We start from the raw sequence: 23,359 nt of genomic DNA on the forward strand, positions 1-23,359 counted from the left end.
CGAATTTGCCCAACAAACGCACTGTTAGGGTGCGATCTGTCCGATATGCGACACTTCTGTGTCGCGTTTTTGCATGTAAATGGTTGTCGTCCTGACGTCAGCCATCGCTGGCGACATACAAACGCCAGAAACGACAAAGGCCACCCGAAGGTGGCCTTTGTTTGGTGAAGCGTCAGATAAGCGCGAGGCTTACTTGATCGCCCAACCGGTCAGCTCGGACAATGCCTTGCCGATGTCTGCCAGCGAACGCACGGTTTTAACGCCTGCGTCTTCCAGGGCAGCAAACTTTTCGTCTGCAGTGCCTTTGCCGCCGGAGATGATTGCGCCAGCATGGCCCATGCGCTTGCCCGCAGGGGCAGTCACACCAGCGATGTAGGAAACAACCGGCTTGGTCACGTGTGCCTTGATGTAGGCAGCCGCTTCTTCTTCAGCCGAACCGCCGATCTCACCGATCATAACGATCGCTTCGGTCTTCGGGTCTTCCTGGAACAGCTTCAGGATGTCGATGAAGTTCGAGCCTGGGATCGGGTCACCGCCGATGCCGACGCAAGTCGACTGACCGAAACCGGCGTCAGTAGTTTGCTTCACAGCTTCGTAGGTCAGGGTGCCGGAACGGGAAACGATACCGACCTTGCCTGGCAAGTGAATGTGACCTGGCATGATGCCGATCTTGCATTCGCCTGGAGTGATCACGCCTGGGCAGTTAGGACCGATCAGGACTACACCCAGTTCGTCGCACTTGACCTTGGCATCCAGCATGTCCAGGGTAGGAATGCCTTCGGTGATGCAAACGATCAGCTTGATGCCGCCGAATGCTGCTTCCAGGATGGAGTCTTTGCAGAAAGGAGCTGGAACGTAGATCACGCTGGCGGTGGCGCCAGTGGCTTCTACAGCTTCTTTCACAGTGTTGAAAACAGGCAGGTCCAGGTGAGTGGTACCGCCTTTGCCTGGCGTTACGCCGCCAACCATCTTGGTGCCGTATTCGATGGCTTGCTGGGTGTGGAAACTACCTTGCGAACCGGTAATACCCTGGCAGATAACTTTGGTGTCTTTATTGATCAGGACGCTCATTATTTGCCCTCCGCAGCTTTGACAACTTGTTGAGCAGCGTCGGTCAGGCTGGTAGCAGCGATGATGTTCAAACCGCTTTCTGCCAGTACTTTAGCGCCCAGCTCAGCGTTGTTGCCTTCAAGGCGAACAACCACCGGGATTTTCACGCCGACTTCTTTCACAGCGCCGATGATGCCTTCGGCAATCATGTCGCAACGAACGATGCCGCCGAAGATGTTGACCAATACTGCAGCGACGTTAGTGTCGGACAGGATGATCTTGAACGCTTCGGTAACGCGTTCTTTGGTAGCACCGCCGCCCACGTCGAGGAAGTTGGCAGGTTTGCCGCCATGCAGGTTGACGATGTCCATGGTACCCATGGCCAGGCCAGCACCGTTGACCATGCAACCGATGTTGCCTTCCAGCGCTACGTAGTTCAGTTCGAACTTGGCAGCGTGCGCTTCGCGCGGATCGTCTTGCGACGGATCGTGGAAAGTCTTCAGCTTAGGCTGACGGTACATGGCGTTGGCGTCGATGTTGATCTTGGCATCGAGGCAATGCAGGTCGCCGTCAGCCTTGATCACCAGCGGGTTCACTTCCAGCAGAGCCAGGTCGTGATCCTTGAACAGCTTGGCCAGACCTACGAAGATCTTGGCGAACTGAGCAACTCGCTTGCCTTCCAGACCCAGCTGGAATGCCAGCTCGCGACCCTGGAATGGCTGAGCGCCAACCAGTGGATCGATAGTGGCCTTGAGGATTTTCTCTGGGGTGTCGTGAGCGATTTTCTCGATGTCCACGCCACCTTCGGTGGAAGCCATGAACACGATGCGACGGCTCGAACGGTCAACGACAGCGCCCAGGTAGAGCTCTTTAGCGATATCAGTGCACGATTCAACCAGGATCTTGGTGACTGGCTGACCATTGGCATCAGTCTGGTAAGTCACCAGACGCTTGCCCAACCACTGTTGAGCGAATGCTTTGGCGTCTTCTTTGCTGCGAACCAGCTTAACGCCGCCCGCTTTACCGCGACCACCTGCGTGAACCTGGGCTTTGACAACCCATTCGGTCCCGCCGATTTTGTCGCATGCTTCTGCTGCTGCTTCCGGGGTGTCTACGGCGAAACCCTGGGATACTGGCAGGCCGTATTCAGCGAACAGCTGCTTACCCTGATACTCGTGAAGATTCATGCTTATTACCGTCTTCGTTAGGTACTGCGCATTCGGTGCTGCACTTGTTCAAGTGCCGCACCACCTGTGACTGCTGCTTGCGTAGGTGTTCCGGATAACCGGTGAGACTACCCAAGGCTGCGTCCGGCGGACATTCCGCGGTGAGTCTTGCACGCAAGGCTCACGACGGGCCTTCCGCCGTGGTTTCTTATTGTCTTGTCTTAACGCTTCTTGCGGTTGGCAATGTGGATGGCGCCGCCATTCACAGCCAGAGCTGCTTCGTGCAAGGCTTCGGACAGGGTCGGATGGGAGAAAACCATCATGCCCAGGTCTTCCGCGCTGGTGCCGAATTCCATACCGATCGCGCCCTGCTGAACCAGTTCTGCAGCGCTCGGGCCAATCACGTGGACGCCCAATACGCGGTCGGTCTTGGCATCAGCGATGACTTTCACGAAACCGCCGGTGTCGTTGGCTGCCATGGCACGGCCACTGGCTGCAAACGGGAAGGTGCCAACGTTAACTTCAACGCCTTCAGCCTTCAAGGCCTGCTCGGTTTTGCCGACCCACGCGATTTCCGGATGAGTATAAATAACAGACGGGATCAGATCATAGTTGATTTGGGCTTTGTGGCCCTTGATGCGCTCAACCACCATGATGCCTTCTTCGGACGCCTTGTGCGCCAGCATCATGCCGCGAACCACGTCGCCGATCGCGTAAACGCCCGGAACGCTGGTGACGCACTGGTCGTCAACGAAAACGAAGCCACGTTCGTCGATGTTCACACCGCTGTCAGCTGCCAACAGCTCGGTGGTCACCGGACGGCGACCAACGGCAACGATCAGCTTGTCGAACGTGATGTTCTGTTCACCATTGGCATCGGTGTAGTTCACGACAACTTCGTCGCCGTTCACTTTGGAGCCGGTGACGCGAGCGCCCAGCTTGATGTCCAGACCTTGTTTGGTCAGGGTTTTGTAGGCTTCTTTGGAAACCGCGTCGTCAGCGGCTGGCAGGAACTTCTCCAGCGCCTCCAGAACAACGACTTCGGAACCCAGACGGGACCAGACCGAACCCAGTTCCAGACCGATCACGCCAGCGCCGATCACGCCCAGACGCTTAGGCACCGATTGGAATTCCAGCGCGCCAGTCGAATCGACGATGACGTTCTGGTCAACCGGAGCCGGTGGAATGTCGATCGGACGCGAACCCGAAGCCAGGATTACGTTGTCGGCTTCGATGATTTCGACGGTGCCGTCTGGCTTGGTCAGCTCGACTTTCTTGCCGGCCAGCAGTTTGCCGTGGCCTTGCAGGGACGTCACGCCGTTCGCCTTGAACAGGGTGGCAACGCCAGAGGTCAGGCCTTTGACGATGGTGGTTTTACGGCCAACCATTGCCGCCACGTCCATGGTCACGCCAGCGTGATTGATGCCGTGGATCGCGAAGCCTTCTTTGGCTTCCTTGTATTTCCAGGAGCTGTCCAGCAGCGCCTTGGATGGAATGCAGCCGACGTTCAGGCAAGTACCGCCGAGGGCCAGTTTGCCTTCCTTGTCGGTGTATTTCTCGATACAGGCAGTAGTGAGGCCCAGTTGCGCTGCTTTAATGGCAGCCACGTAGCCGCCAGGGCCCGCACCAATCACTACCAAGTCGAATTTCTGAGTCATGTGTCATTCCTTCTCGAATCAAACCGGACGGCCCCTTTTGGGGACCGTCGTGGGACGAAGCTGGTCATTACAGCAGGGCCGTCCATCACTGAACGGCCCGTGCAACGAAATCAGATATCCAGCAGCAAACGAGCCGGGTCTTCCAGCAGGTTCTTGATGGTAACCAGGAAGGTCACAGCTTCTTTGCCATCGATCAGACGGTGATCGTAGGACAGAGCCAGGTACATCATCGGACGGATAACAACCTGACCGTTGATCGCCATAGGACGCTGCAGAATGTTGTGCATGCCCAGGATGGCTGCTTGCGGCGGGTTGACGATCGGCGTCGACATCATCGAACCGAAAGTACCACCGTTGGTAATGGTGAACGTACCGCCGATCATCTCGTCCATCGACAGTTTGCCGTCACGAGCCTTCTTGCCGAAGGTGGCGATGCCGCCCTCGATTTCAGCCAGGCTCATCAGTTCGGCGTTACGCAGAACCGGTACCACCAGACCGCGGTCGCTGGAAACAGCAACACCGACGTCAGCGTAGCCGTGATAAACGATATCAGCACCGTCGATCGAGGCGTTCACAGCCGGGAAGCGTTTCAGCGCTTCGGTGGCCGCCTTGACGAAGAACGACATGAAGCCCAGACGCACGCCGTTGTGGGACTTCTCGAACAGGTCCTTGTACTTCGAACGCAGCGCCATGACTTCGGTCATGTCGACTTCGTTGAACGTAGTCAGCATCGCCATGTTCGATTGTGCTTCAACCAGACGCTTGGCGACCGTGGCCCGCACGCGGGTCATCGGTACGCGCTTCTCGATACGATCGCCGGCAGCGAACATTGGAGCAGCAGCGGCAGGAGCAGCAGCCTTGGCAGGCGCGGCAGCCGGAGCGGCTTTTTTGGCCGCTACAGCGGCAACAACGTCTTCCTTGGTCACACGACCGCCTTTGCCAGTGCCGGCAACGGAAGCAATGTTGATACCGTTTTCTTCAGCCAGCTTACGAGCAGCCGGTGCAGCAACCGGATCATCTTCGCCTTCAGCGGCAGGAGCAGCTTGAGCAGCGGCCGGAGCAGCGGCAGCCGTTGGAGCGGCAGCAACGCCACCCGCTTCGATGGAGCCCAGGACTTCGTCGGACAGAACGGTGTCGCCTTCGTTCTTGACGATAGCGCCCAGCACGCCATCAGCGGTGGCCAACACTTCCAGTACGACTTTGTCAGTTTCGATGTCGACGATCAGGTCATCGCGCTTGACGACGTCGCCCGGCTTTTTGTGCCAGGTGGCAACGGTGCCATCGGCAACCGATTCCGGGAAAGTGGGGGCTTTGATTTCGATAGCCATTATCTGTGGGTCCTTAAATTCGGTTTCAGGTGCGCGAAGGCGTTAAACAGTAAAGGCGTCTTGCAGCAGTTTCCCCTGCTGCTCAGCGTGCATCGATGCATAACCACAAGCAGGTGCAGCAGAAGCATCACGGCCCGCGTACTCGAGTACGAGCGACTTGTTGTGATTGCCAACGATGCGGCGCATGTGGTGTTGGCTGCAGTACCAGGCACCCTGGTTCATCGGCTCTTCCTGACACCAAACGATATGTTTGAGGTTGGTGTACTGAGCCAGGACTTCGTTCAAGTCGTCCTCAGGGAATGGGTACAGCTGCTCGATACGCACGACGGCGATGTCATCACGACCTTCGGCACGGCGTTTTTCCAGCAGGTCGTAGTAGACCTTGCCGCTACACAGAACAATGCGCTCGACCTTTTTCGGGTCCTGGGTATCGATTTCCGGGATAACGGTCTGGAACGAACCTTCGGCCAGATCTTCCAGGGTCGAGATGGCCAGTTTATGACGCAGCAGCGACTTCGGCGTCAGAACTATCAATGGCTTGCGCAGCGGGCGAATTACCTGACGACGCAGCAAGTGGTAGATCTGAGCCGGCGTAGTCGGTACGGCAACCTGAATGTTGTGCTCGGCGCACATCTGCAGGTAACGCTCCAGACGAGCCGAAGAGTGCTCCGGACCCTGACCTTCATAACCGTGCGGCAGCAGCATGGTCAGACCGCACAGACGGCCCCACTTGTGCTCGCCACTGGTAATGAACTGGTCGATCACCACCTGAGCACCGTTGGCGAAGTCACCGAACTGGGCTTCCCAGAGCACCAGCGCTTCAGGCGTGGTGGTCGAGTAACCGTATTCGAACGCCAGTACGGCTTCTTCGGACAGGAACGAGTCGTACAGGTCGAAACGTGGCTGGCCCTTGTACAGGTTTTGCAGCGGGATGTAGGTACCCGAGTCTTTCTGGTTGTGCAAGACAGCGTGACGGTGCGAGAACGTACCGCGACCGATGTCCTGACCCGTCATGCGAATCGGGTGACCTTCGAACGCCAGGGTTGCGTACGCCATGGTTTCGGCGTAACCCCAGTTGATCGGCAGGCCGCCGACTTGCATCTTCTGACGGTCTTCGTAGATTTTCGAGACCTGGCGCTGAACCACGAAGCCTTCCGGAATTTCCAGCAGCTTGGCGGACAGTTCCTGCAAGGTTTTCAGATCGAAGCGAGTGTCGTGACGCGCGGTCCAGGCATGGCCCAGATACGGACGCCAATCCACGAACAACTCTTTGTTCGGCTCTTTGACCAGGCTTTTTACAACATGCAGACCGTTGTCCAGGGCGTTGCGGTATTCGTCGACTTTCGCCTGAATACGCTCAACGTCCAGTACCCCGCCCTGGGTCAGACGATCGGCATACAGCTCACGGGTGGTGCGCTGCTTGGCGATTTGCTGATACATCAGAGGTTGGGTACCGCTTGGCTCGTCGGCCTCGTTGTGGCCACGGCGACGGTAGCAGACCAGGTCGATCACCACATCACGCTTGAACTGCATGCGGTAGTCGATGGCCAACTGGGTCACGAACAACACGGCTTCCGGATCATCACCATTCACATGGAGGATCGGCGCCTGGATCATCTTCGCAACGTCGGTCGCGTACTCGGTGGAGCGCGAGTCCAACGGGTTGCTGATGGTGAAACCGACCTGGTTGTTGATCACGATGTGCACGGTGCCGCCGGTCTTGAAACCGCGGGTCTGCGACATCTGGAAGGTTTCCATGACCACACCTTGACCGGCGAATGCCGCGTCACCGTGGATGGAAATCGGCAGAACCTTCTCGCCAGTCGGGTCGTTACGACGATCCTGACGGGCGCGAACCGAACCCTCGACCACCGGGGAAACGATTTCCAGGTGGGAAGGGTTGAACGCCATGGCCAAGTGAACTTCGCCGCCGGTGGTCATCACGTTGGATGAGAAGCCCTGGTGATACTTAACGTCACCGGAACCCAGCTCGACCTTCTTCTTGCCTTCAAACTCGTCGAACAGCTCGCGCGGGTTCTTGCCGAAGGTGTTGACCAGCACGTTCAGACGACCACGGTGGGCCATGCCGATAACGATTTCCTTGGTGCCGTAGGAACCGGAACGCTGGATCAGCTCGTCGAGCATCGGAATCAGGCTCTCGCCGCCTTCCAGACCGAAACGCTTGGTACCCGGGTATTTGGTACCCAGGTATTTTTCCAGACCTTCGCCGGCGGTGACGCGCTCGAGCAGGTGGCTCTTGATGTCGGCGGAGTACGTTGGACGGCCGCGTACGCTTTCCAGTCGCTGCTGGAACCACTGGCGCTGTTCGGAATCGGTGATATGCGTAAATTCAGCGCCGATGGTGCGGCAATATGTCTGCTGCAACGCTTCGTGAATTTCGCGTAGGCTCGCTTCCTCTTTGCCGATGAACAGGTCGCCGGCACGGAAGGTCGTATCAAGATCGGCATTGGTCAAGCCGTAATGATTGATCGACAGGTCTGCAGGTGCAGGACGCTGCCACAGCCCCAGCGGGTCAAGCTGGGCTGCCTGGTGGCCACGCATACGGTAGGCCTGGATCAATCGCAGCACTTCAACTTGCTTCTTCTCGTGCTCACTGCTCACGCTGCCGGCGGAAACCGGTTGTGCGCGGCGCTGGTTCTTTGCCAGCAAGACGAAATGATCGCGAATTGTGGAGTGCGAAACATCGGTGGCAGTGTTGCCGTCGGCAGGCAACTTCTGGAAGTAGGTGCGCCACTCTTCTGGCACAGCGTTAGGGTCGTGCAGGTAGAGCTCATAGAGCTCTTCCACATAGGCAGCGTTACTACCGGATAGGTAGGCGCTGTTCCACATGCGCTGCATCACGCTTTCTTGCATGCTTGGTCACCCTCGGTTAGGGGAACACCACCGGCGTCGACACCGAGCACACTTGCAGAAGTCCGAATGCAGCGACTAAAACAAGCCACTTAGGATCACGCTGATAGTCCGGGTACCAGCCCGGATGCCCCTGCTTGTCTCATTTCTTCAAAATAAGAGCCGCAGCCTTAGTAAGCTGCTGCTCAGGTTAAGACTACGGCGCCGGTTGAAGCCTGCGCCGTAGCATCTACGGTTACAGCGGTACTGCATTTACAGCAGCTGAATCACACGCCGCTTTGCAACAGCATGTTACGTACGTGACCGATGGCCTTAGTCGGGTTCAGGCCTTTCGGACAGACGTTGACGCAGTTCATGATCCCGCGGCAGCGGAATACGCTGAACGGATCATCCAGCGAAGCCAGACGCTCGGCAGTCTTGGTGTCGCGGCTGTCTGCCAGGAAGCGATACGCTTGCAGCAGGGCAGCTGGACCCAGGAACTTGTCCGGGTTCCACCAGAAGGACGGGCAAGAGGTCGAGCAGCAAGCGCACAGAATGCACTCGTACAGACCGTCGAGCTTTTCACGCTCTTCAGGGGTCTGCAGACGTTCGATGGCCGGAGCCGGCGTGTCGTTCTGCAGGAATGGCTTAACCTTCTCGTATTGCTTGTAGAAGATGCTCATATCGACGACCAGGTCACGGATTACCGGCAAACCTGGCAGAGGACGAACAATCAGCTTGTTACCTTTTACGACCGCGGACAGCGGCGTAACGCACGCGAGCGCGTTTTTGCCGTTGATGTTCATGCCGTCGGAACCGCAAACACCTTCACGGCAAGAGCGACGATAGGAGAAACCCTCGTCCTGCTCTTTGATCAGGGCCAGCACGTCCAGCACCATCAGGTCTTTACCGTTGGTATTGACCTGGAATTCCTGCATGAACGGCGCGGCGTCCTGATCAGGGTTGTAGCGATAAACACTGACTTGCAACATGGCGGCCACCCTTAATAAGTCCGAATCATTGGTTCAAAGGTCGGGACTGTTTTTGGCGAGAAATTCACGGCACGCTTGGTAACGCGCTTCTCACCCGGGAAATACAGGGTGTGGCACAGCCAGTTAACGTCATCGCGCTCTTCGAAGTCTTCGCGGGCGTGAGCGCCGCGGGACTCTTTGCGGATTTCTGCGGCGATGGCGGTAGCTTCGGCCACTTCCAACAGGTTCTGCAATTCAAGAGCTTCGATACGAGCGGTGTTGAACGCCTGGCTCTTGTCGTTGATCTTGACGTTGGCGATACGGCCACGCAGATCAGCCAGCTGGGCAATACCCTTCTGCATGTATTCGCCGGTACGGAACACACCGAAGTAGTTCTGCATGCAGCTTTGCAGTTCTTTACGCAGGGTGGCGACGTCTTCGCCTTCGGTCCGCGAGTTCAGGCCATCGAGACGTGCCAGGGCAGCGTCGATGTCGGACTGGCGAGGGCGAGCGTAGTCAACGCCTTCTTTCAGTGTCTGTTCCAGGAACAGGCCGGCAGCACGACCGAATACCACCAGGTCGAGCAACGAGTTGCCGCCCAGACGGTTGGCACCGTGAACCGATACGCAAGCCACTTCGCCTACCGCGAACAGGCCCGGGATGATCTGGTCAACGCCTTCAGCATCCTGAGTGATTGCCTGACCATGAATGTTGGTCGGCACGCCGCCCATCATGTAGTGGCAGGTTGGAACGACCGGGATCGGCGACACGGCTGGATCGACGTGGGCGAAGGTCTTGGACAGTTCCATGATGCCTGGCAGACGGCTGTGCAGAACTTCTTCACCAAGGTGATCGAGCTTCAGCATTACGTGGTCGCCATCCGGACCGCAACCGTTGCCGGCGATGATTTCTTTAACCATCGAGCGAGCAACCACGTCACGACCCGCCAGGTCTTTGGCGTTCGGAGCATAACGCTCCATGAAACGCTCGCCGTGCTTGTTGATCAGGTAACCGCCTTCACCGCGGCAGCCTTCAGTGACCAGTACACCGGCGCCGGCGATGCCGGTTGGGTGGAACTGCCACATTTCGATGTCTTGCACCGGCACGCCAGCACGCAGAGCCATGCCGACGCCGTCACCGGTGTTGATCAGGGCATTGGTGGTGGACGAGTAGATACGACCTGCACCGCCCGTCGCCAGTACAGTGGCGTTAGCGCGGACGTAGGAAGTTTCGCCGGTTTCGATGCAGATGACGATCATGCCGACAAAGGCACCGTCTTCGTTCTTCACCAGGTCGACGCCGTAGTATTCGTTGAGGAATACGGTGCCGGCCTTGAGGTTGGCCTGGTACAGGGTATGCAGCAGTGCGTGACCGGTACGGTCGGCAGCGGCGCACGTACGGGCAGCCTGGCCACCCTTACCGAAGTCTTTGGACTGCCCGCCGAACGGACGCTGATAAATGCGGCCCTGTTCGGTACGGGAGAAAGGCAAACCCATGTGCTCGAGCTCGAAAACCGCTTCCGGGCCTACCGAACACATGTATTCGATAGCGTCCTGGTCACCGATATAGTCGGAACCCTTGACGGTATCGTACATGTGCCAGCGCCAGTCATCGTTCGGATCAGCGGACGCGATGGCGCAGGTGATGCCACCCTGGGCGGAGACGGTGTGCGAGCGAGTCGGGAAAACCTTGGTTACCACGGCAGTCTTGTGACCACCTTGTGCCAGTTGCAGCGCAGCGCGCATGCCAGCACCGCCGCCGCCAATAATGATGGCGTCGAACGAAAGCGTATTAACTGTAGTAGACATGAATCAGATACCCCAAAGAATCTGCACACCCCAGACGAAGTAGGCGAACATTGCAACGCCGCATACTGCCTGGAAGAGGAAACGTACTGCAGTCGCGGACTTGCCCAGCGCCATCGGCGTCAGGTAGTCGGTCGCGATGGTCCACATGCCGACCCAGGCATGAGCGCCCAGGGCCACCAGGGCCAGCAGACTGAAGATACGCATCCCGTTGCTTGCAAACAGCTCGTGCCATTGGGCGTAGCCAATGCCAGGGTGCGCTGCCAGGTATCCAATCAGAAAAATGAAATAAGCCGCGAGAACTACCGCAGACACACGCTGCGCCATCCAGTCATAGAGGCCGGAACGCGACAGGTTCGTTACGCTGGTTACCATATCCAAACTCCCGCCAGAACGATCAGCACCGCAGACACGGCGATAGTGATTTTCGAGCCCAGCTTGCCGCCTTCCAGCGTCTCACCGATGCCCATGTCCATGATCAAATGGCGCACGCCGGCTACCATGTGATACAGCAAGGCGGAGAGGAGGCCCCATGCTACGAACTTGGCCAGTGGACTGGTCAAGCATGCCTTCACCTCGACAAAACCTTCCTCGGAACCCAGAGATTTGCCCAATGCATACAGCATGAAGCCAAGGCCCAGGAAGAGGATGATGCCGGAAACACGGTGAAGAAACGACGTAACGCCGGTGATGGGAAGTTTGATGGTCCTAAGGTCTAGGTTTACAGGTCGTTGGCTTTTCACGGCTTTTTTTTCACACTGAAGAGCCCCTAACAATCAGGGCAAAGTTGTTGGGGAGTGCACTGGTCAGGTAACCACTACCCAGGGATGCGACCCCCAACAAAGCAGGCCAAAAAGCCCCTGGCGGTCGGTGGCCGAGTATAGACAGTTAGGCTACTAATGACAACGCGTTCACCTCCCCCTAATAGCTCATTGCACAAGTTGGATAAAAGGCGTAAACGGCAGGCAATTTCGAGGAAAAAGTCCGGTTAAAGCCTTCTGGAGCAAGACTTTAGGCAAATTGACATTCGAATTTATCTCACTATAGTGGTGCGGGCCCTGCGTGGGGGGTCTGTCTGATGATTTCAAGCATAAATAGGAGGCCACATGGCTGACAAAAAAGCGCAGTTGATCATCGAGGGCGCAGCCCCCGTCGAGCTGCCCATTTTAACCGGCACCGTTGGTCCCGATGTTATCGATGTTCGGGGCCTGACGGCCACGGGCCGTTTCACCTTTGACCCAGGTTTCATGTCGACAGCTTCCTGCGAGTCGAAGATCACCTATATCGACGGCGACAACGGCATCCTGCTGCACCGCGGCTACCCGATCGAACAGCTGGCTGAAAAGTCGGACTACCTGGAAACCTGCTATCTGCTGCTCAACGGCGAGTTGCCGACCGCAGAACAGAAGGCCCAGTTCGTCAGCACCGTGAAGAACCACACGATGGTTCACGAGCAACTGAAGACGTTCTTCAACGGTTTCCGTCGCGACGCCCACCCGATGGCCGTCATGTGCGGTGTAGTCGGCGCCCTCTCGGCCTTCTACCACGACTCCCTGGACATCAATAACCCGCAGCATCGCGAAATTTCCGCGATCCGACTGGTTGCCAAGATGCCGACCCTGGCAGCGATGGTTTACAAGTACTCGATGGGGCAACCCATGATGTACCCGCGCAACGACCTGACGTACGCGGAAAACTTCCTGCACATGATGTTCAACACCCCGTGCGAGATCAAACCGATCAGCCCGGTACTCGCCAACGCCATGGACAAGATCTTCATCCTCCATGCCGACCACGAGCAGAACGCATCGACTTCCACCGTGCGCCTGGCCGGTTCTTCGGGTGCCAACCCGTTCGCCTGTATCGCCGCCGGCATCGCTGCACTGTGGGGCCCTGCTCACGGCGGCGCGAACGAAGCTGTTCTGACCATGCTCGATGAAATTGGCGATGTATCGAACATCGACAAGTACATCGCCAAGGCCAAGGACAAGAACGATCCGTTCAAACTGATGGGCTTCGGTCACCGGGTTTACAAAAACCGCGACCCACGTGCAACAGTCATGAAGCAGACGTGCGACGAAGTGCTGAAGGAACTGGGCATCACCAACGATCCGCAACTCGAACTGGCCATGCGCCTGGAAGAGATCGCCCTGACCGACCCGTACTTCATCGAACGCTCGCTGTACCCGAACGTCGACTTCTACTCGGGCATCATCCTCAAGGCGATCGGCATTCCAACCAGCATGTTCACCGTGATCTTCGCCCTGGCGCGGACTGTCGGCTGGATCTCCCACTGGAAGGAAATGCTCTCCAGCCCGTACAAGATTGGCCGTCCGCGCCAGCTGTACACCGGCTACGAGTCGCGTGACATCACCAAGCTGGAAGACCGCAACTAAGACCTGTCTTACGATAACGTCTTAAGCTGCAACGCAAACGGCCTCTATATAAATAGAGGCCGTTTTGATTTGTGCGCGACGCAGGCCTGCAATAGAAAGCAGGCCCGCTTAGAGCTCGCGCTTAAAGCGCTGAAAAAACCTACACCAGGTCGGTGCCATCACGCTTGGCCTTTCGCAAGTCGCGGTACACGCTGACGCATAAGGTAATCATCACTAGCGCTGCAATGGCCGGCCAGATCAACACATACAGGGTTAACGCGAAGCTGGACATAGGGGAACTCCTTTGTCTTCAGTAACGGAATCGGTGTTGTAGTGGAATGCCACGACCCGGTCGTTGATGCAGTCAAAATCAAAATCTTCGTTAGACAACAAGCTCACCAATACGCAGACCACCGTACTGACGCCGTAGGCGGTCAGCGAGCTAAGCAATACCGGGTAATCGCGCAAAAAGCCGAACGCAAAGGGGGCGAGAACCAAAAATGCGAGCCCGCCCAAGGTGAACCCTACTTTGCGCCCAAAGAAACCAAAGGCCATCAACCCAATCACTACGCCGCCTCCGATAGAGGCAAATAGCTCGAAAAACAGTGCGACCGCTCCTTGCAACTCGAGGACCTCAAAGCGCGCAGCCAAAAACATCAAGAAGCCCGCGATAGCGGCACTGGTGAAGCCCGCATTGGTAATTCGCCCCCAATACAGACTGGCAATGACCGGAAACACGATGGCGCCCCATAACGCGCCTACAAAAATGAGCATGGTCAGGATGTCCAGCTTAAGGCTGGCGAACACTACGGCGAGCATGGTCGCAACGACCATGGTCAAGCGCCCGACAAACAGCATGGTTTTGGGATCAGGTTTGCCATTGGCCAGGTTTTTTCCGTAAACATCGGTCATTACCAGCGCAGACAGGGCCGACAAGTCCGAATCGGCGGTTGACGACAACGAACCAATCACCATGATAAAAAACAGCCCGACTGCAAACGGCGACAGGTAAGTCGAGGCCATTTGCGGAATCAGGTTGTTTAAGTCGCCGTCTACCGGTTGTACACCCGCCAGCAATGCCAGAAAACCCAGCATGCCCAGGCCAATCACAATCGAAGCGTAACCAATGGTGGCCGTGATAAATGTCGACTTCATCAAGTCTTCACGCACCGCAAACAGCCGTTGGGCAATCGTTTGATTGCCGATAGCGTAGGCCAGGACCGCAACAAAATAGGGGGCCCCTTGCTCCAAAATGGCCGTTTTCGAATAGAAACTAGCTTGCTCCGCAGTGATGTTCGGCATGCCTTGGGCGAAGATTTCCGGCCCCCCCAACTGAAAGAAAATAATCGGGATGATCACCACCGCGGCAAAAATCATTGCGATTAACTGCCCAAAATCGGTCATTACCGACGAGCGAAAGCCTGACCAGATGGTGTAACAGAGAACCCCGCAACCGGCGATCAATACTCCGTGAATAAAACTCAGCGGAGAGAGCACGGCCACCAACGCTCCGGCAGCGGTGAAATTGACCATCAGGCTGATCATGCTCCCGACGATGTTGGAGCCAGCCAGAATCATCTGGCTGGACCGCCCGTGACGGGCATGCATGATCTCAGCAAGAGTGTGGGCCTTGGGGGCCAACGCGCGAAACCGCCGACCAAAGGGGTAGATAAATAAAATCATCAGCGCCCCCCAGAAGCCGTAATGCAGCGCACCAGAGAGACCAAACTTATAGCCGGAACTGGCCGACGCATAGAACGAGGCGGCCCAGATCCAGGTGGCGGTCATGCTGGCAGCCGCCATGCCAAAGCCAATTGAGTTATTGGAAACCATATAGCCGTCGACATTTTCGTCTTTGCGACCCACGCGCAATGACACCAAAAAGGTCAGGCCATAGAAACAGAACAGAAGCAGCAAAACGGTGGGGGTGGAAAGTTGGAACATTCCTTTCTCCTTTTTTACGCGCCAAAGCCACCGTACAGGGGACGACAGTCCAAATTTGGCAGGCGCGCAACAACCCGCAGTCCTGACAGGCAGGCAACATCGGACAGACGCCCGAGGGGTTGTCATTGTGAAGGCTGACAAGAGACGGCGCGCAAAGAGCGCTCCATGTCTGAAGGCAAAGCGTGCGCTAGCACGTTGAACCCAGTGCTTGCAGCAAGAGCCGGTAATAACCGGAAGATGAGTCCTGCATCAGAAACCGATGACCCTGATGCGGACAGGCAAAGACTATACAGAGTTGGAGCGAACTGTGCTGTTTGGAAGCACAGCTTGTGGCTCAAGCGCGCTACGGGACCATCAGCAAACAAAAAATGCCCCAGTCTCTCGACCAGGGCATTTTCTTGTTAGCGCAGCTTAATCATGAATTTGCGAACCCTTAGTGAGCAACTGCCCCACTCGCCCCCAAGCCAGTCTGCGAACGAACAAACTGAGGGAAGAACAGCGCCCGCTCATTGTCAGCCGCGATCGATTTGTCAGTGATCGAGAAGAACCAGATCCCGATAAACGCAATGGCCATGGAGAACAGCGCCGGGTACTCATACGGGAAGATAGCCTTCTCGTGATGCAGAATCTGCACCCAAATGGTTGGCCCAAGGACCATCAAACCAACGGCGCTGATCAGGCCCAGCCAACCGCCGATCATCGCACCACGCGTGGTCAGCTTTTTCCAGTACATGGAAAGCAGCAGCACCGGGAAGTTACAGCTCGCCGCGATGGAGAACGCCAGGCCTACCATGAACGCGATGTTCTGGCTTTCGAACAGAATGCCCAGACCGATCGCCAACACACCCAGACAGACGGTGGTGATTTTCGAGACGCGAATCTCATCCTTGTCGTTGGCCTTGCCCTTCTTGATCACGCTGGCGTAAAGGTCGTGAGACACCGCCGTAGCGCCGGCCAGCGTCAAACCAGCCACTACCGCCAGAATGGTTGCGAACGCGACTGCCGAGATGAAGCCAAGGAAAATACTGCCACCCACCGCGTCAGCCAGGTGCACCGCCGCCATGTTGTTGCCGCCCAACAGCGCGCCAGCCGCATCTTTAAAGGCAGGGTTGGTGCTGACCAGCAGGATCGCGCCGAAGCCGATGATGAACGTCAGAATGTAGAAGTAACCAATGAAGCCGGTTGCATACAGCACGCTCTTGCGAGCTTCTTTCGCATCACTCACGGTGAAGAAACGCATCAGAATGTGCGGCAGGCCAGCCGTACCGAACATCAGCGCCAGACCCAGCGAGAATGCCGACACCGGATCTTTCACCAGGCCGCCAGGGCTCATGATCGCCTCACCTTTAGGGTGAACCTTGATTGCCTCGGAAAACAGCAAGTTGAAGTCAAAGTTGACATGTTTCATGACCATCAGTGCCATGAACGTAGCACCGGACAGCAGCAACACTGCCTTGATGATCTGCACCCACGTGGTCGCCAGCATGCCGCCGAACAACACGTACATGCACATCAGGATACCGACCAGGATCACGGCAACGTAGTAGTCGAGACCGAACAGCAGCTGAATCAGCTTGCCGGCACCGACCATTTGCGCGATCAGGTAGAACGCCACGACCACCAGCGAACCGCAAGCAGACAGCGTGCGGATCTGGGTTTGCCCAAGGCGGTAAGACGCCACGTCGGCAAAGGTGTATTTACCCAGGTTACGCAGGCGCTCGGCGATCAGGAACAGAATGATCGGCCAGCCCACCAGGAACCCGATCGAGTAGATCAGGCCGTCGTAGCCAGAGGCGAACACCAGGGCGGAAATACCCAGGAAGGACGCCGCCGACATGTAGTCACCGGCAATCGCCAGACCGTTCTGGAAACCGGTGATCTTGCCGCCCGCCGCATAGTAGTCAGCCGCCGAATTGTTGCGCTTGGAGGCCCAGTAGGTGATGCACAGGGTCAGACCGACGAACGCGACGAACATCAGGATCGCGGAAACGTTCAGTGGTTGTTTCTGCACTTCGCCGGTCAGGGCTTCACCTGCCCAGGCGCCAGGTGCAAAGGCTGCGATGCTCAATAGAGCCATTAGACGCCGGATCATTGCTGAGCCTCCTTGAGAATCGCATTGTTCAGGTCGTCGAATTCGCCATTGGCGCGTCGTACGTAGATTGCAGTCAGGATAAAGGCCGAGAGAATCAGCCCGACACCAATGGGTATCCCCCAGGTAATCGAAGACTCGGGGCTGATTTTCGCCCCCAGAATATGCGGCCCGTAAGCAATCAAAAGGATGAATCCGGCGTAAAGCCCAAGCATGATCGCCGAAAGAGTCCAGGCGAATCTTTCTCGCTTACTAACCAGCTCCTTGAAACGCGGGCTGTTTTGAATCGAGAGGTAAATGCTGTCGTTCATTGTTTTTATCCTCGCAGCACAGATGAAGTTGGAACGTTATCCACTCTATGCGGCTGCGGAACTGGTTCCAGACGACCTTAGTATTAGAACGACATGATCGTTTTGCCATTTTCCAGAAGAAAATAATCAGCTTGCTTTGCACCCTGTTGAACCGCAGAAACGCAAAAGCCCCCGGGCATAAATGCCAGGGGGCTCTGAAAGGTACTGACTAGACGCTTGTGATCAAATCACTTGATCCATTCGGCAACGCGTTCCGGGTGTTTGGCCACCCAGGCTTTCGCCGCTTCTTCCGCTTTGGTGCCATCCTGAATCGCCAGCATGACTTCACCGATTTCGTCTTTCGAATTCCACTGGAAGTTTTTCAGGAATTTCACAACGTCCGGCGCTTTTGTTGCCAGTTCTTTGCTACCGATGCTGTTCACGGTCTCAGCCTCACCGTAAACGCCTTTCGGGTCGTCGAGGAATCGCAGCTTCCACTTGGCGAACATCCAATGCGGCACCCAACCGGTCACAGCAATGGATTCTTTTTTCTTCTCGGCGCGGGTCAACTCGGCAATCATGCCGGCGCCGGAACTGGCCTTGAGGGAGTAGTTGTCCAGACCGTAATCCTTGATCGCCTGGTCGGTCTTGAGCATCACGCCTGAACCGGCGTCGATGCCAACGATGCGATCCTTGAAACTCGCGTCGGTTTTCAGATCCGCAATACTTTTGGCCTTGACGTATTCTGGAACGATCAAGCCGATTTTTGCATCTTTGAAGTTCGGGCCATAGTCGACAACGTCGTCCTTGTTCTTGGCCCAGTATTCGCCGTGAGTCACCGGCAGCCATGCCGACAGCATAGCGTCGAGTTTGCCAGTGGCCACCCCTTGCCACATGATCCCGGTGGCGACGGCTTGCAGTTTCACGTCATAACCAAGTTTCTGCTTGATCACTTCAGCGGCCACGTGAGTGGTCGCGACACTGTCGGTCCAACCATCAACGTAACCGATGCTCAGGGTTTTGCTCTCGGCATTGGCGAATGTGGAGCCAACCGCAAGTGCCAGAACGGCACTCGCGCCTATAAGTCGTCGCATCTTCATCGTTACTTCCCCGAAAGTGCTGCGCCCGGCGGTTGCCGAGCGACTTCAACATATTGTTATGGTACACAGCGCCCCCATCACGCCTCGCCGCAAACTCGTTCGAACATCAGCGGAGTACTGATGCCTTGATAATCAACCTGACGCCAACCGAGACCTGCTCTGTCAACGACCTCAAGGCATCGAGAAACGACATCAGAACGCCATTAATGTAGACCACCGAAAGCCCGACGGCCAACCCGCCCAAACTTTGCATGTCAAAATCATGCAGGCCACCAAGCTCGCGGCAAATGAAGGTAACATGCGCGGCTTTGCTCCCAGACGGCCTGACCATGCCCGCGACATCCCGCTTTCCTTTTTTTGCTTATCTATTCGCCTGCCTGCTGGGGCTTTTTGCCCTGGGTGGCTTCTGGTACGGCCTCGGTAAACCGGTGGTGCTGCCGGACGTCGCCAGCGCGACGCACAAGCTGCAATGCGCCTCCTACACCCCGTTCGACAAGGACCAATCGCCGTTCGACCAGCCGTTCAAGCTGCGCCCCGAGCGCATGGACGCCGACCTTGCGTTGCTGGCCACTCGCTTCGAATGCATCCGCACCTATTCCATGACCGGTCTCGAAGCCCTGCCCGACCTGGCACGCAAGCACGGCTTGAAGCTGATGATCGGCGCCTGGGTCAACAGCAACCCGGTTGACACCGCCAAGGAAGTCGACCTGCTGATCGCCTCGGCCAACGCCAACGCAGACGTGGTGACCTCGGTGATCGTCGGCAATGAAGCCCTGTTGCGCAAGGAAGTCACTGGCGCGCAACTGGCCACGCTCATTAATAAAGTCAAAAGCCAGGTCAAACAACCTGTCACTTACGCCGACGTCTGGGAGTTCTGGCTCAAGTACCCGGAAATCGCCCAAGCGGTGGATTTCCTGACCATCCATTTGCTGCCGTACTGGGAAGATGACCCCTCGAATATCGACGCCGCCCTGCAACATGTGGCCGAGGTCCGTCAGGTGTTCGGCAACAAGTTCGCACCCAAGGAGGTGATGATTGGCGAAACTGGCTGGCCCAGCGAAGGCCGCCAGCGTGAAACCGCCCTGCCAAGCCGGGTCAATGAAGCCAAGTTCATTCGCGGTTTTGTCATCATGGCCGAGCAACAAGGCTGGCATTACAACCTGATCGAAGCCTTCGACCAGCCATGGAAACGCGCCAGCGAAGGGGCGGTCGGGGGTTACTGGGGGCTGTTCGATGCCGATCGCCAGGACAAGGGCGTGCTCGCCGGTCCGGTGTCGAACGTGCCTTACTGGGCGCAGTGGCTGGTGGTGGGGGGTTTGATCTTCCTTGGCACGTTGATTCTCGGCGGCCGTGTACACAGCACTCGCGCAGCGCTGGTTCTACCGCTGCTGGGTGCACTGGCCGCTTGCTCGATTGGCGCCTGGGGCGACCTGGCCCGTGTCACTACGCGGTTTACCAGTGAATGGTTGTGGGTCGCTTTGCTGACGGCTTTGAATCTGTGGGTGCTGGCGCATGCGGCACTGACCCTGAGCGCTCGCACTGGCTGGCGCGGACGCGCGTTCGGCACGCTGGAACGTCGGGCGGGTTGGTTGCTCGCCGCGGCCGGTTTTGCCGCTGCGGTGACGATGCTGGAACTGGTGTTCGATCCGCGTTATCGCAGCTTCCCGAGTGTCGCATTCATCCTGCCGGCGCTGGTCTATCTGTGCCGCCCGGTAAGCGTGCCGCGTCGGGAGATTGCCCTGCTGACCTTCATCATCGGTGCTGGCATTGCGCCACAACTGTACCGTGAAGGGTTGCAGAATCAGCAGGCCTGGGGTTGGGCGCTGGTGAGTGTGTTGATGGTTGCAGCGTTGTGGCGCAGTTTGCGGGTGCGCAAGGTGTAATCGGCAAAGCAAGATCAAAAGATCGCAGCCTGCGGCTGCGATCTTTCTGTATCAGGCGACGCGGTTTTCCCGAACCAACCGCAACCCGGCAATCACCACCGCAAAAACAGCCAACGTCGTGTTGTACAACGCCAACGCTGGAAACCCGAACACCAGCGCGAGCACGGCCAACCACCACCCGGCCCGGCCCGGTAGCACAAAACCGATAGCGGCTGCCGCCAATGCCGCGAAGCCCAAGACATTGAAGTGAATCATCAGGCCCAGGCTCGAACGAGCCTGGCATTCCCAGCGACTCGCTTCGTCCACGCAGATGCCGACCCATTGAGCATCCTCCATGAAGCCATAACGCGCGCCATAACTGGCGGCTAGCCATAACGGCAGGAGAACGAGCAGCAGAATCACAGGCAGACGGCGGGACATGAAACACTCCAATAAACGAAAACGGCGGCCAGCTTAATCCCCCGCCAGCGGTAAGCAAGCGCGTGTAACAGATAATTGGTCACGAAATAGCTGCAAAGTGTATCGTCCAGCTACTATTACTCCGAAATTAGGCCTGATGGGTGCCGATCCAGGGCACTTTGACGCAAACCCCGTGGTCATAGCCTGCGAACTTCATTCGGTACCTCTCTCTAAGGGATCTAGTCATGCTCCATTCCTTGCGCTTCGCCGCCCTGTTTGGCGGCCTTATTTTGAGTGCGTCCGCACTGGCGGTAGACATCGACGCCGCCAGTTATGGCTACCCCTTGACCAACCCGTTCGAGGCGACCATTGCCACGACACCGCCGGACTTGCGTCCGGAGTTGCCGCTGGACGACGACATCAATCAGACCGACCGTAGCGTCAGATTGCGCCCGGAGCGTGAGTTCGACCTGCCAGACAACTTCTGGGCGGTGAAAAAACTCACCTACCGCATCGCCACACAAGATAAAGCCGCACCGCTGATCTTCCTGATCGCCGGCACCGGCGCGCGCTACGACAGCAGCCACAACGAATACCTGAAAAAGCTCTACTACAAGGCCGGCTACCACGTGGTGCAACTGTCGTCGCCCACCAGCTTCGACTTCATAAGCGCCGCCTCACGATTCGCCACACCCGGCATCACCAAGGAAGACGCCGAAGACATGTATCGGGTGATGCAGGCTGTGCGGGCACAAAACCCGAAAGTGCCCGTCACTGATTACTACCTGACCGGCTATAGCCTGGGCGCACTGGACGCGGCATTTGTCGCACACCTGGACGAAACCCGCCGTAGTTTCAATTTCAAGAAAGTCTTGTTACTCAACCCGCCGGTGAACCTCTACACCTCGATTACCAACCTGGACAAGCTGGTCCAGACCGAGGTCAAAGGCATCAACAACAGCACAACGTTCTATGAACTGGTGCTGAGCAAGCTGACGCGTTACTTCCAGCAGAAAGGCTACATCGACCTCAACGATGCCCTGCTCTACGACTTCCAGCAGTCCAAGCAGCACCTGAGCAACGAACAGATGGCCATGCTGATCGGCACTTCGTTCCGCTTCTCGGCAGCCGACATTGCCTTCACCTCGGACCTGATCAACCGTCGCGGCCTGATCACTCCACCGAAATACCCGATCACCGAAGGCACCACCCTCACGCCGTTCCTCAAACGCGCGCTGCAGTGCGACTTCGACTGTTACATCACCGAACAGGTCATCCCGATGTGGCGCGCCCGCACCGACGGAGGCAGCCTGCTGCAATTGATCGACCAGGTCAGTTTGTATGCACTCAAGGATTACCTGCACGACAGCCCGAAAATCGCCGTCATGCACAACGCCGACGACGTCATTCTCGGCCCTGGCGACCTTGGTTTCCTGCGCAAGACCTTTGGTGATCGTTTGACCGTTTATCCACTGGGCGGCCATTGCGGCAACCTTAATTACCGCGTCAACAGCGACGCCATGCTGGAGTTCTTCCGTGGCTAAATATCTCCTGCTTATCGCAGCGTTACTCTGTGCAGGCGTCGCCAATGCCGACAACAGCAAAGCCAACGCACCGGTTGTGATTGACAGTGACGGCTTCAAGGAGCCATTGAGCAAACTCAAATTCAACCCGGGGCTGGATCAGCGTGAGTTCGAACGCTCGACGCTTAACGCGCTGAACATCTACGACCCGCTGGAAGAGTGGAACCGGCGCGTCTACCACTTCAACTACCGCTTCGACCAATGGGTATTCCTGCCAGTGGTCGATGGCTATCGCTACATCACGCCGAACTTCCTGCGTACCGGCGTCAGCAACTTCTTCAACAACCTCGGTGACGTGCCGAACCTGTTGAACAGCCTGCTGCAGTTCAAGGGTCAGCGCTCGATGGAAACCACCGCGCGGCTGCTGTTCAACACCACCCTCGGCATCGCGGGCCTGTGGGACCCGGCCACCGCCATGGGTCTACCGCGCCAGAACGAAGACTTCGGCCAGACGCTGGGCTTCTACGGTGTGCCAAGCGGCGCCTACTTCGTGTTGCCGATCCTCGGCCCTTCGAACATCCGCGACACCGGCGGCCTGGTGGTGGACTTCAGCGCGGAATCGGCGATCAACTTCCTGAACGTCTCCGAAGTCAGCTCCAACCATCCTGAGGTCTGGCTACTGCGTGGCGTCGACAAGCGCTACCAGACCAGCTTCCGCTATGGCCAGCTGAACTCGCCGTTCGAGTACGAGAAAGTGCGCTACGTGTACACCGAGTCGCGCAAGTTGCAGATCGCCGAGTAATGCTTCCTTGAGACCGTTCCCACGCTATGAACTGACCCCCAAAGGTTGGACACAACCTTTGAGGGTGTCATGGGTAAGTACACAGAGCGGGCAAAACTCGCAGCCGTGCAAAGCTATTGTTCCGGC

Annotated in this window: 19 protein-coding genes; 4 read left to right on the plus strand and 15 right to left on the minus strand. The window is 57.2% G+C overall.

Annotation, left to right across the window (positions count from 1 at the left end; genetic code table 11):
• Positions 1–189 precede the first annotated feature (189 nt).
• The 9 genes from sucD to sdhC form a co-directional block, all read right to left on the minus strand.
• Entirely contained in the window at positions 190–1,071 is an 882-nt protein-coding gene (sucD, locus tag ACXPVS_RS20380; protein ID WP_458511534.1) for a succinate--CoA ligase subunit alpha, read from the minus strand.
• Positions 1,071–2,237 (minus strand): ADP-forming succinate--CoA ligase subunit beta, encoded by a 1,167-nt coding sequence (sucC, locus tag ACXPVS_RS20385; protein WP_458511535.1) that lies wholly within the window; start codon positions 2,235–2,237, stop codon positions 1,071–1,073. The genes sucD and sucC overlap by 1 nt, the downstream gene beginning before the upstream one ends.
• A gap of 200 nt (positions 2,238–2,437) precedes the next feature.
• Positions 2,438–3,874, minus strand: a complete 1,437-nt coding sequence (lpdA, locus tag ACXPVS_RS20390; protein ID WP_458511536.1) for a dihydrolipoyl dehydrogenase — start codon at positions 3,872–3,874, stop codon at positions 2,438–2,440.
• 110 nt (positions 3,875–3,984) lie between these two features.
• The gene (odhB, locus tag ACXPVS_RS20395; RefSeq protein ID WP_458511537.1) at positions 3,985–5,202 is read right to left on the minus strand and encodes a 2-oxoglutarate dehydrogenase complex dihydrolipoyllysine-residue succinyltransferase; all 1,218 of its coding nucleotides are present in this window, start codon (positions 5,200–5,202) and stop codon (positions 3,985–3,987) included.
• A gap of 42 nt (positions 5,203–5,244) precedes the next feature.
• Positions 5,245–8,076 (minus strand): 2-oxoglutarate dehydrogenase E1 component, encoded by a 2,832-nt coding sequence (locus ACXPVS_RS20400; protein ID WP_458511538.1) that lies wholly within the window; start codon positions 8,074–8,076, stop codon positions 5,245–5,247.
• A gap of 263 nt (positions 8,077–8,339) precedes the next feature.
• A complete protein-coding gene (locus tag ACXPVS_RS20405) occupies positions 8,340–9,044 on the minus strand; it encodes a succinate dehydrogenase iron-sulfur subunit (RefSeq protein WP_458511539.1) in 705 nt (234 codons plus the stop codon).
• 11 nt (positions 9,045–9,055) lie between these two features.
• Positions 9,056–10,831 carry a succinate dehydrogenase flavoprotein subunit gene (gene sdhA, locus ACXPVS_RS20410; RefSeq protein ID WP_458511540.1) on the minus strand — a complete coding sequence of 592 codons (1,776 nt, stop codon included), beginning with the start codon at positions 10,829–10,831 and terminating at the stop codon, positions 9,056–9,058.
• A gap of 3 nt (positions 10,832–10,834) precedes the next feature.
• Positions 10,835–11,203, minus strand: coding sequence for a succinate dehydrogenase, hydrophobic membrane anchor protein (gene sdhD, locus ACXPVS_RS20415; protein ID WP_123510546.1), 369 nt, complete (start codon positions 11,201–11,203; stop codon positions 10,835–10,837).
• Positions 11,197–11,571, minus strand: coding sequence for a succinate dehydrogenase, cytochrome b556 subunit (gene sdhC / locus ACXPVS_RS20420; RefSeq protein WP_458511541.1), 375 nt, complete (start codon positions 11,569–11,571; stop codon positions 11,197–11,199). Before sdhC ends, sdhD begins: the two co-directional genes overlap by 7 nt.
• Before the next feature lie 363 nt (positions 11,572–11,934).
• Here sdhC and gltA point away from each other — a divergent pair, with 363 nt between their 5' ends.
• Positions 11,935–13,224 carry a citrate synthase gene (gltA, locus tag ACXPVS_RS20425; RefSeq protein WP_458511542.1) on the plus strand — a complete coding sequence of 430 codons (1,290 nt, stop codon included), beginning with the start codon at positions 11,935–11,937 and terminating at the stop codon, positions 13,222–13,224.
• A gap of 139 nt (positions 13,225–13,363) precedes the next feature.
• Here gltA and ACXPVS_RS20430 read toward each other — a convergent pair whose 3' ends face one another.
• From ACXPVS_RS20430 to ACXPVS_RS20450, 5 genes are all read right to left on the minus strand, one after another.
• Complete coding sequence (locus ACXPVS_RS20430) at positions 13,364–13,495, minus strand: putative transporter small subunit (RefSeq protein ID WP_458511543.1); 132 nt, start codon at positions 13,493–13,495, stop codon at positions 13,364–13,366.
• Entirely contained in the window at positions 13,477–15,147 is a 1,671-nt protein-coding gene (locus ACXPVS_RS20435; RefSeq protein ID WP_458511544.1) for a sodium:solute symporter family protein, read from the minus strand. The genes ACXPVS_RS20430 and ACXPVS_RS20435 overlap by 19 nt, the downstream gene beginning before the upstream one ends.
• Positions 15,148–15,580: 433 nt before the next feature.
• Complete coding sequence (locus ACXPVS_RS20440; protein ID WP_458511545.1) at positions 15,581–17,239, minus strand: cation acetate symporter; 1,659 nt, start codon at positions 17,237–17,239, stop codon at positions 15,581–15,583.
• Entirely contained in the window at positions 17,236–17,547 is a 312-nt protein-coding gene (locus tag ACXPVS_RS20445) for a DUF485 domain-containing protein (protein ID WP_458511546.1), read from the minus strand. The genes ACXPVS_RS20440 and ACXPVS_RS20445 overlap by 4 nt, the downstream gene beginning before the upstream one ends.
• A gap of 227 nt (positions 17,548–17,774) precedes the next feature.
• Positions 17,775–18,626 carry a glycine betaine ABC transporter substrate-binding protein gene (locus tag ACXPVS_RS20450; RefSeq protein WP_458511547.1) on the minus strand — a complete coding sequence of 284 codons (852 nt, stop codon included), beginning with the start codon at positions 18,624–18,626 and terminating at the stop codon, positions 17,775–17,777.
• Between the two features lie 287 nt (positions 18,627–18,913).
• Here ACXPVS_RS20450 and ACXPVS_RS20455 point away from each other — a divergent pair, with 287 nt between their 5' ends.
• Positions 18,914–20,509 carry a glycoside hydrolase family 17 protein gene (locus ACXPVS_RS20455; protein WP_458511548.1) on the plus strand — a complete coding sequence of 532 codons (1,596 nt, stop codon included), beginning with the start codon at positions 18,914–18,916 and terminating at the stop codon, positions 20,507–20,509.
• A 51-nt stretch (positions 20,510–20,560) separates the two neighbouring features.
• On the opposite strand, the gene ACXPVS_RS20460 is transcribed toward ACXPVS_RS20455, so the two are convergent.
• Positions 20,561–20,929: a hypothetical protein gene (locus tag ACXPVS_RS20460; protein WP_458511549.1), complete on the minus strand. Its 369-nt coding sequence runs from the start codon at positions 20,927–20,929 to the stop codon at positions 20,561–20,563.
• Positions 20,930–21,153: 224 nt separating this feature from the next.
• On the opposite strand from ACXPVS_RS20460, the gene ACXPVS_RS20465 reads away from it, so the two are divergent.
• Both ACXPVS_RS20465 and ACXPVS_RS20470 read left to right on the plus strand, forming a co-directional pair.
• A complete protein-coding gene (locus ACXPVS_RS20465) occupies positions 21,154–22,452 on the plus strand; it encodes a serine/threonine protein kinase (protein WP_458511550.1) in 1,299 nt (432 codons plus the stop codon).
• Entirely contained in the window at positions 22,445–23,233 is a 789-nt protein-coding gene (locus tag ACXPVS_RS20470; RefSeq protein WP_458511551.1) for an MlaA family lipoprotein, read from the plus strand. The genes ACXPVS_RS20465 and ACXPVS_RS20470 overlap by 8 nt, the downstream gene beginning before the upstream one ends.
• The last annotated feature ends 126 nt before the right edge of the window (positions 23,234–23,359 follow it).

It is taken from the genome of Pseudomonas sp. Ma2-10 (assembly GCF_054330215.1).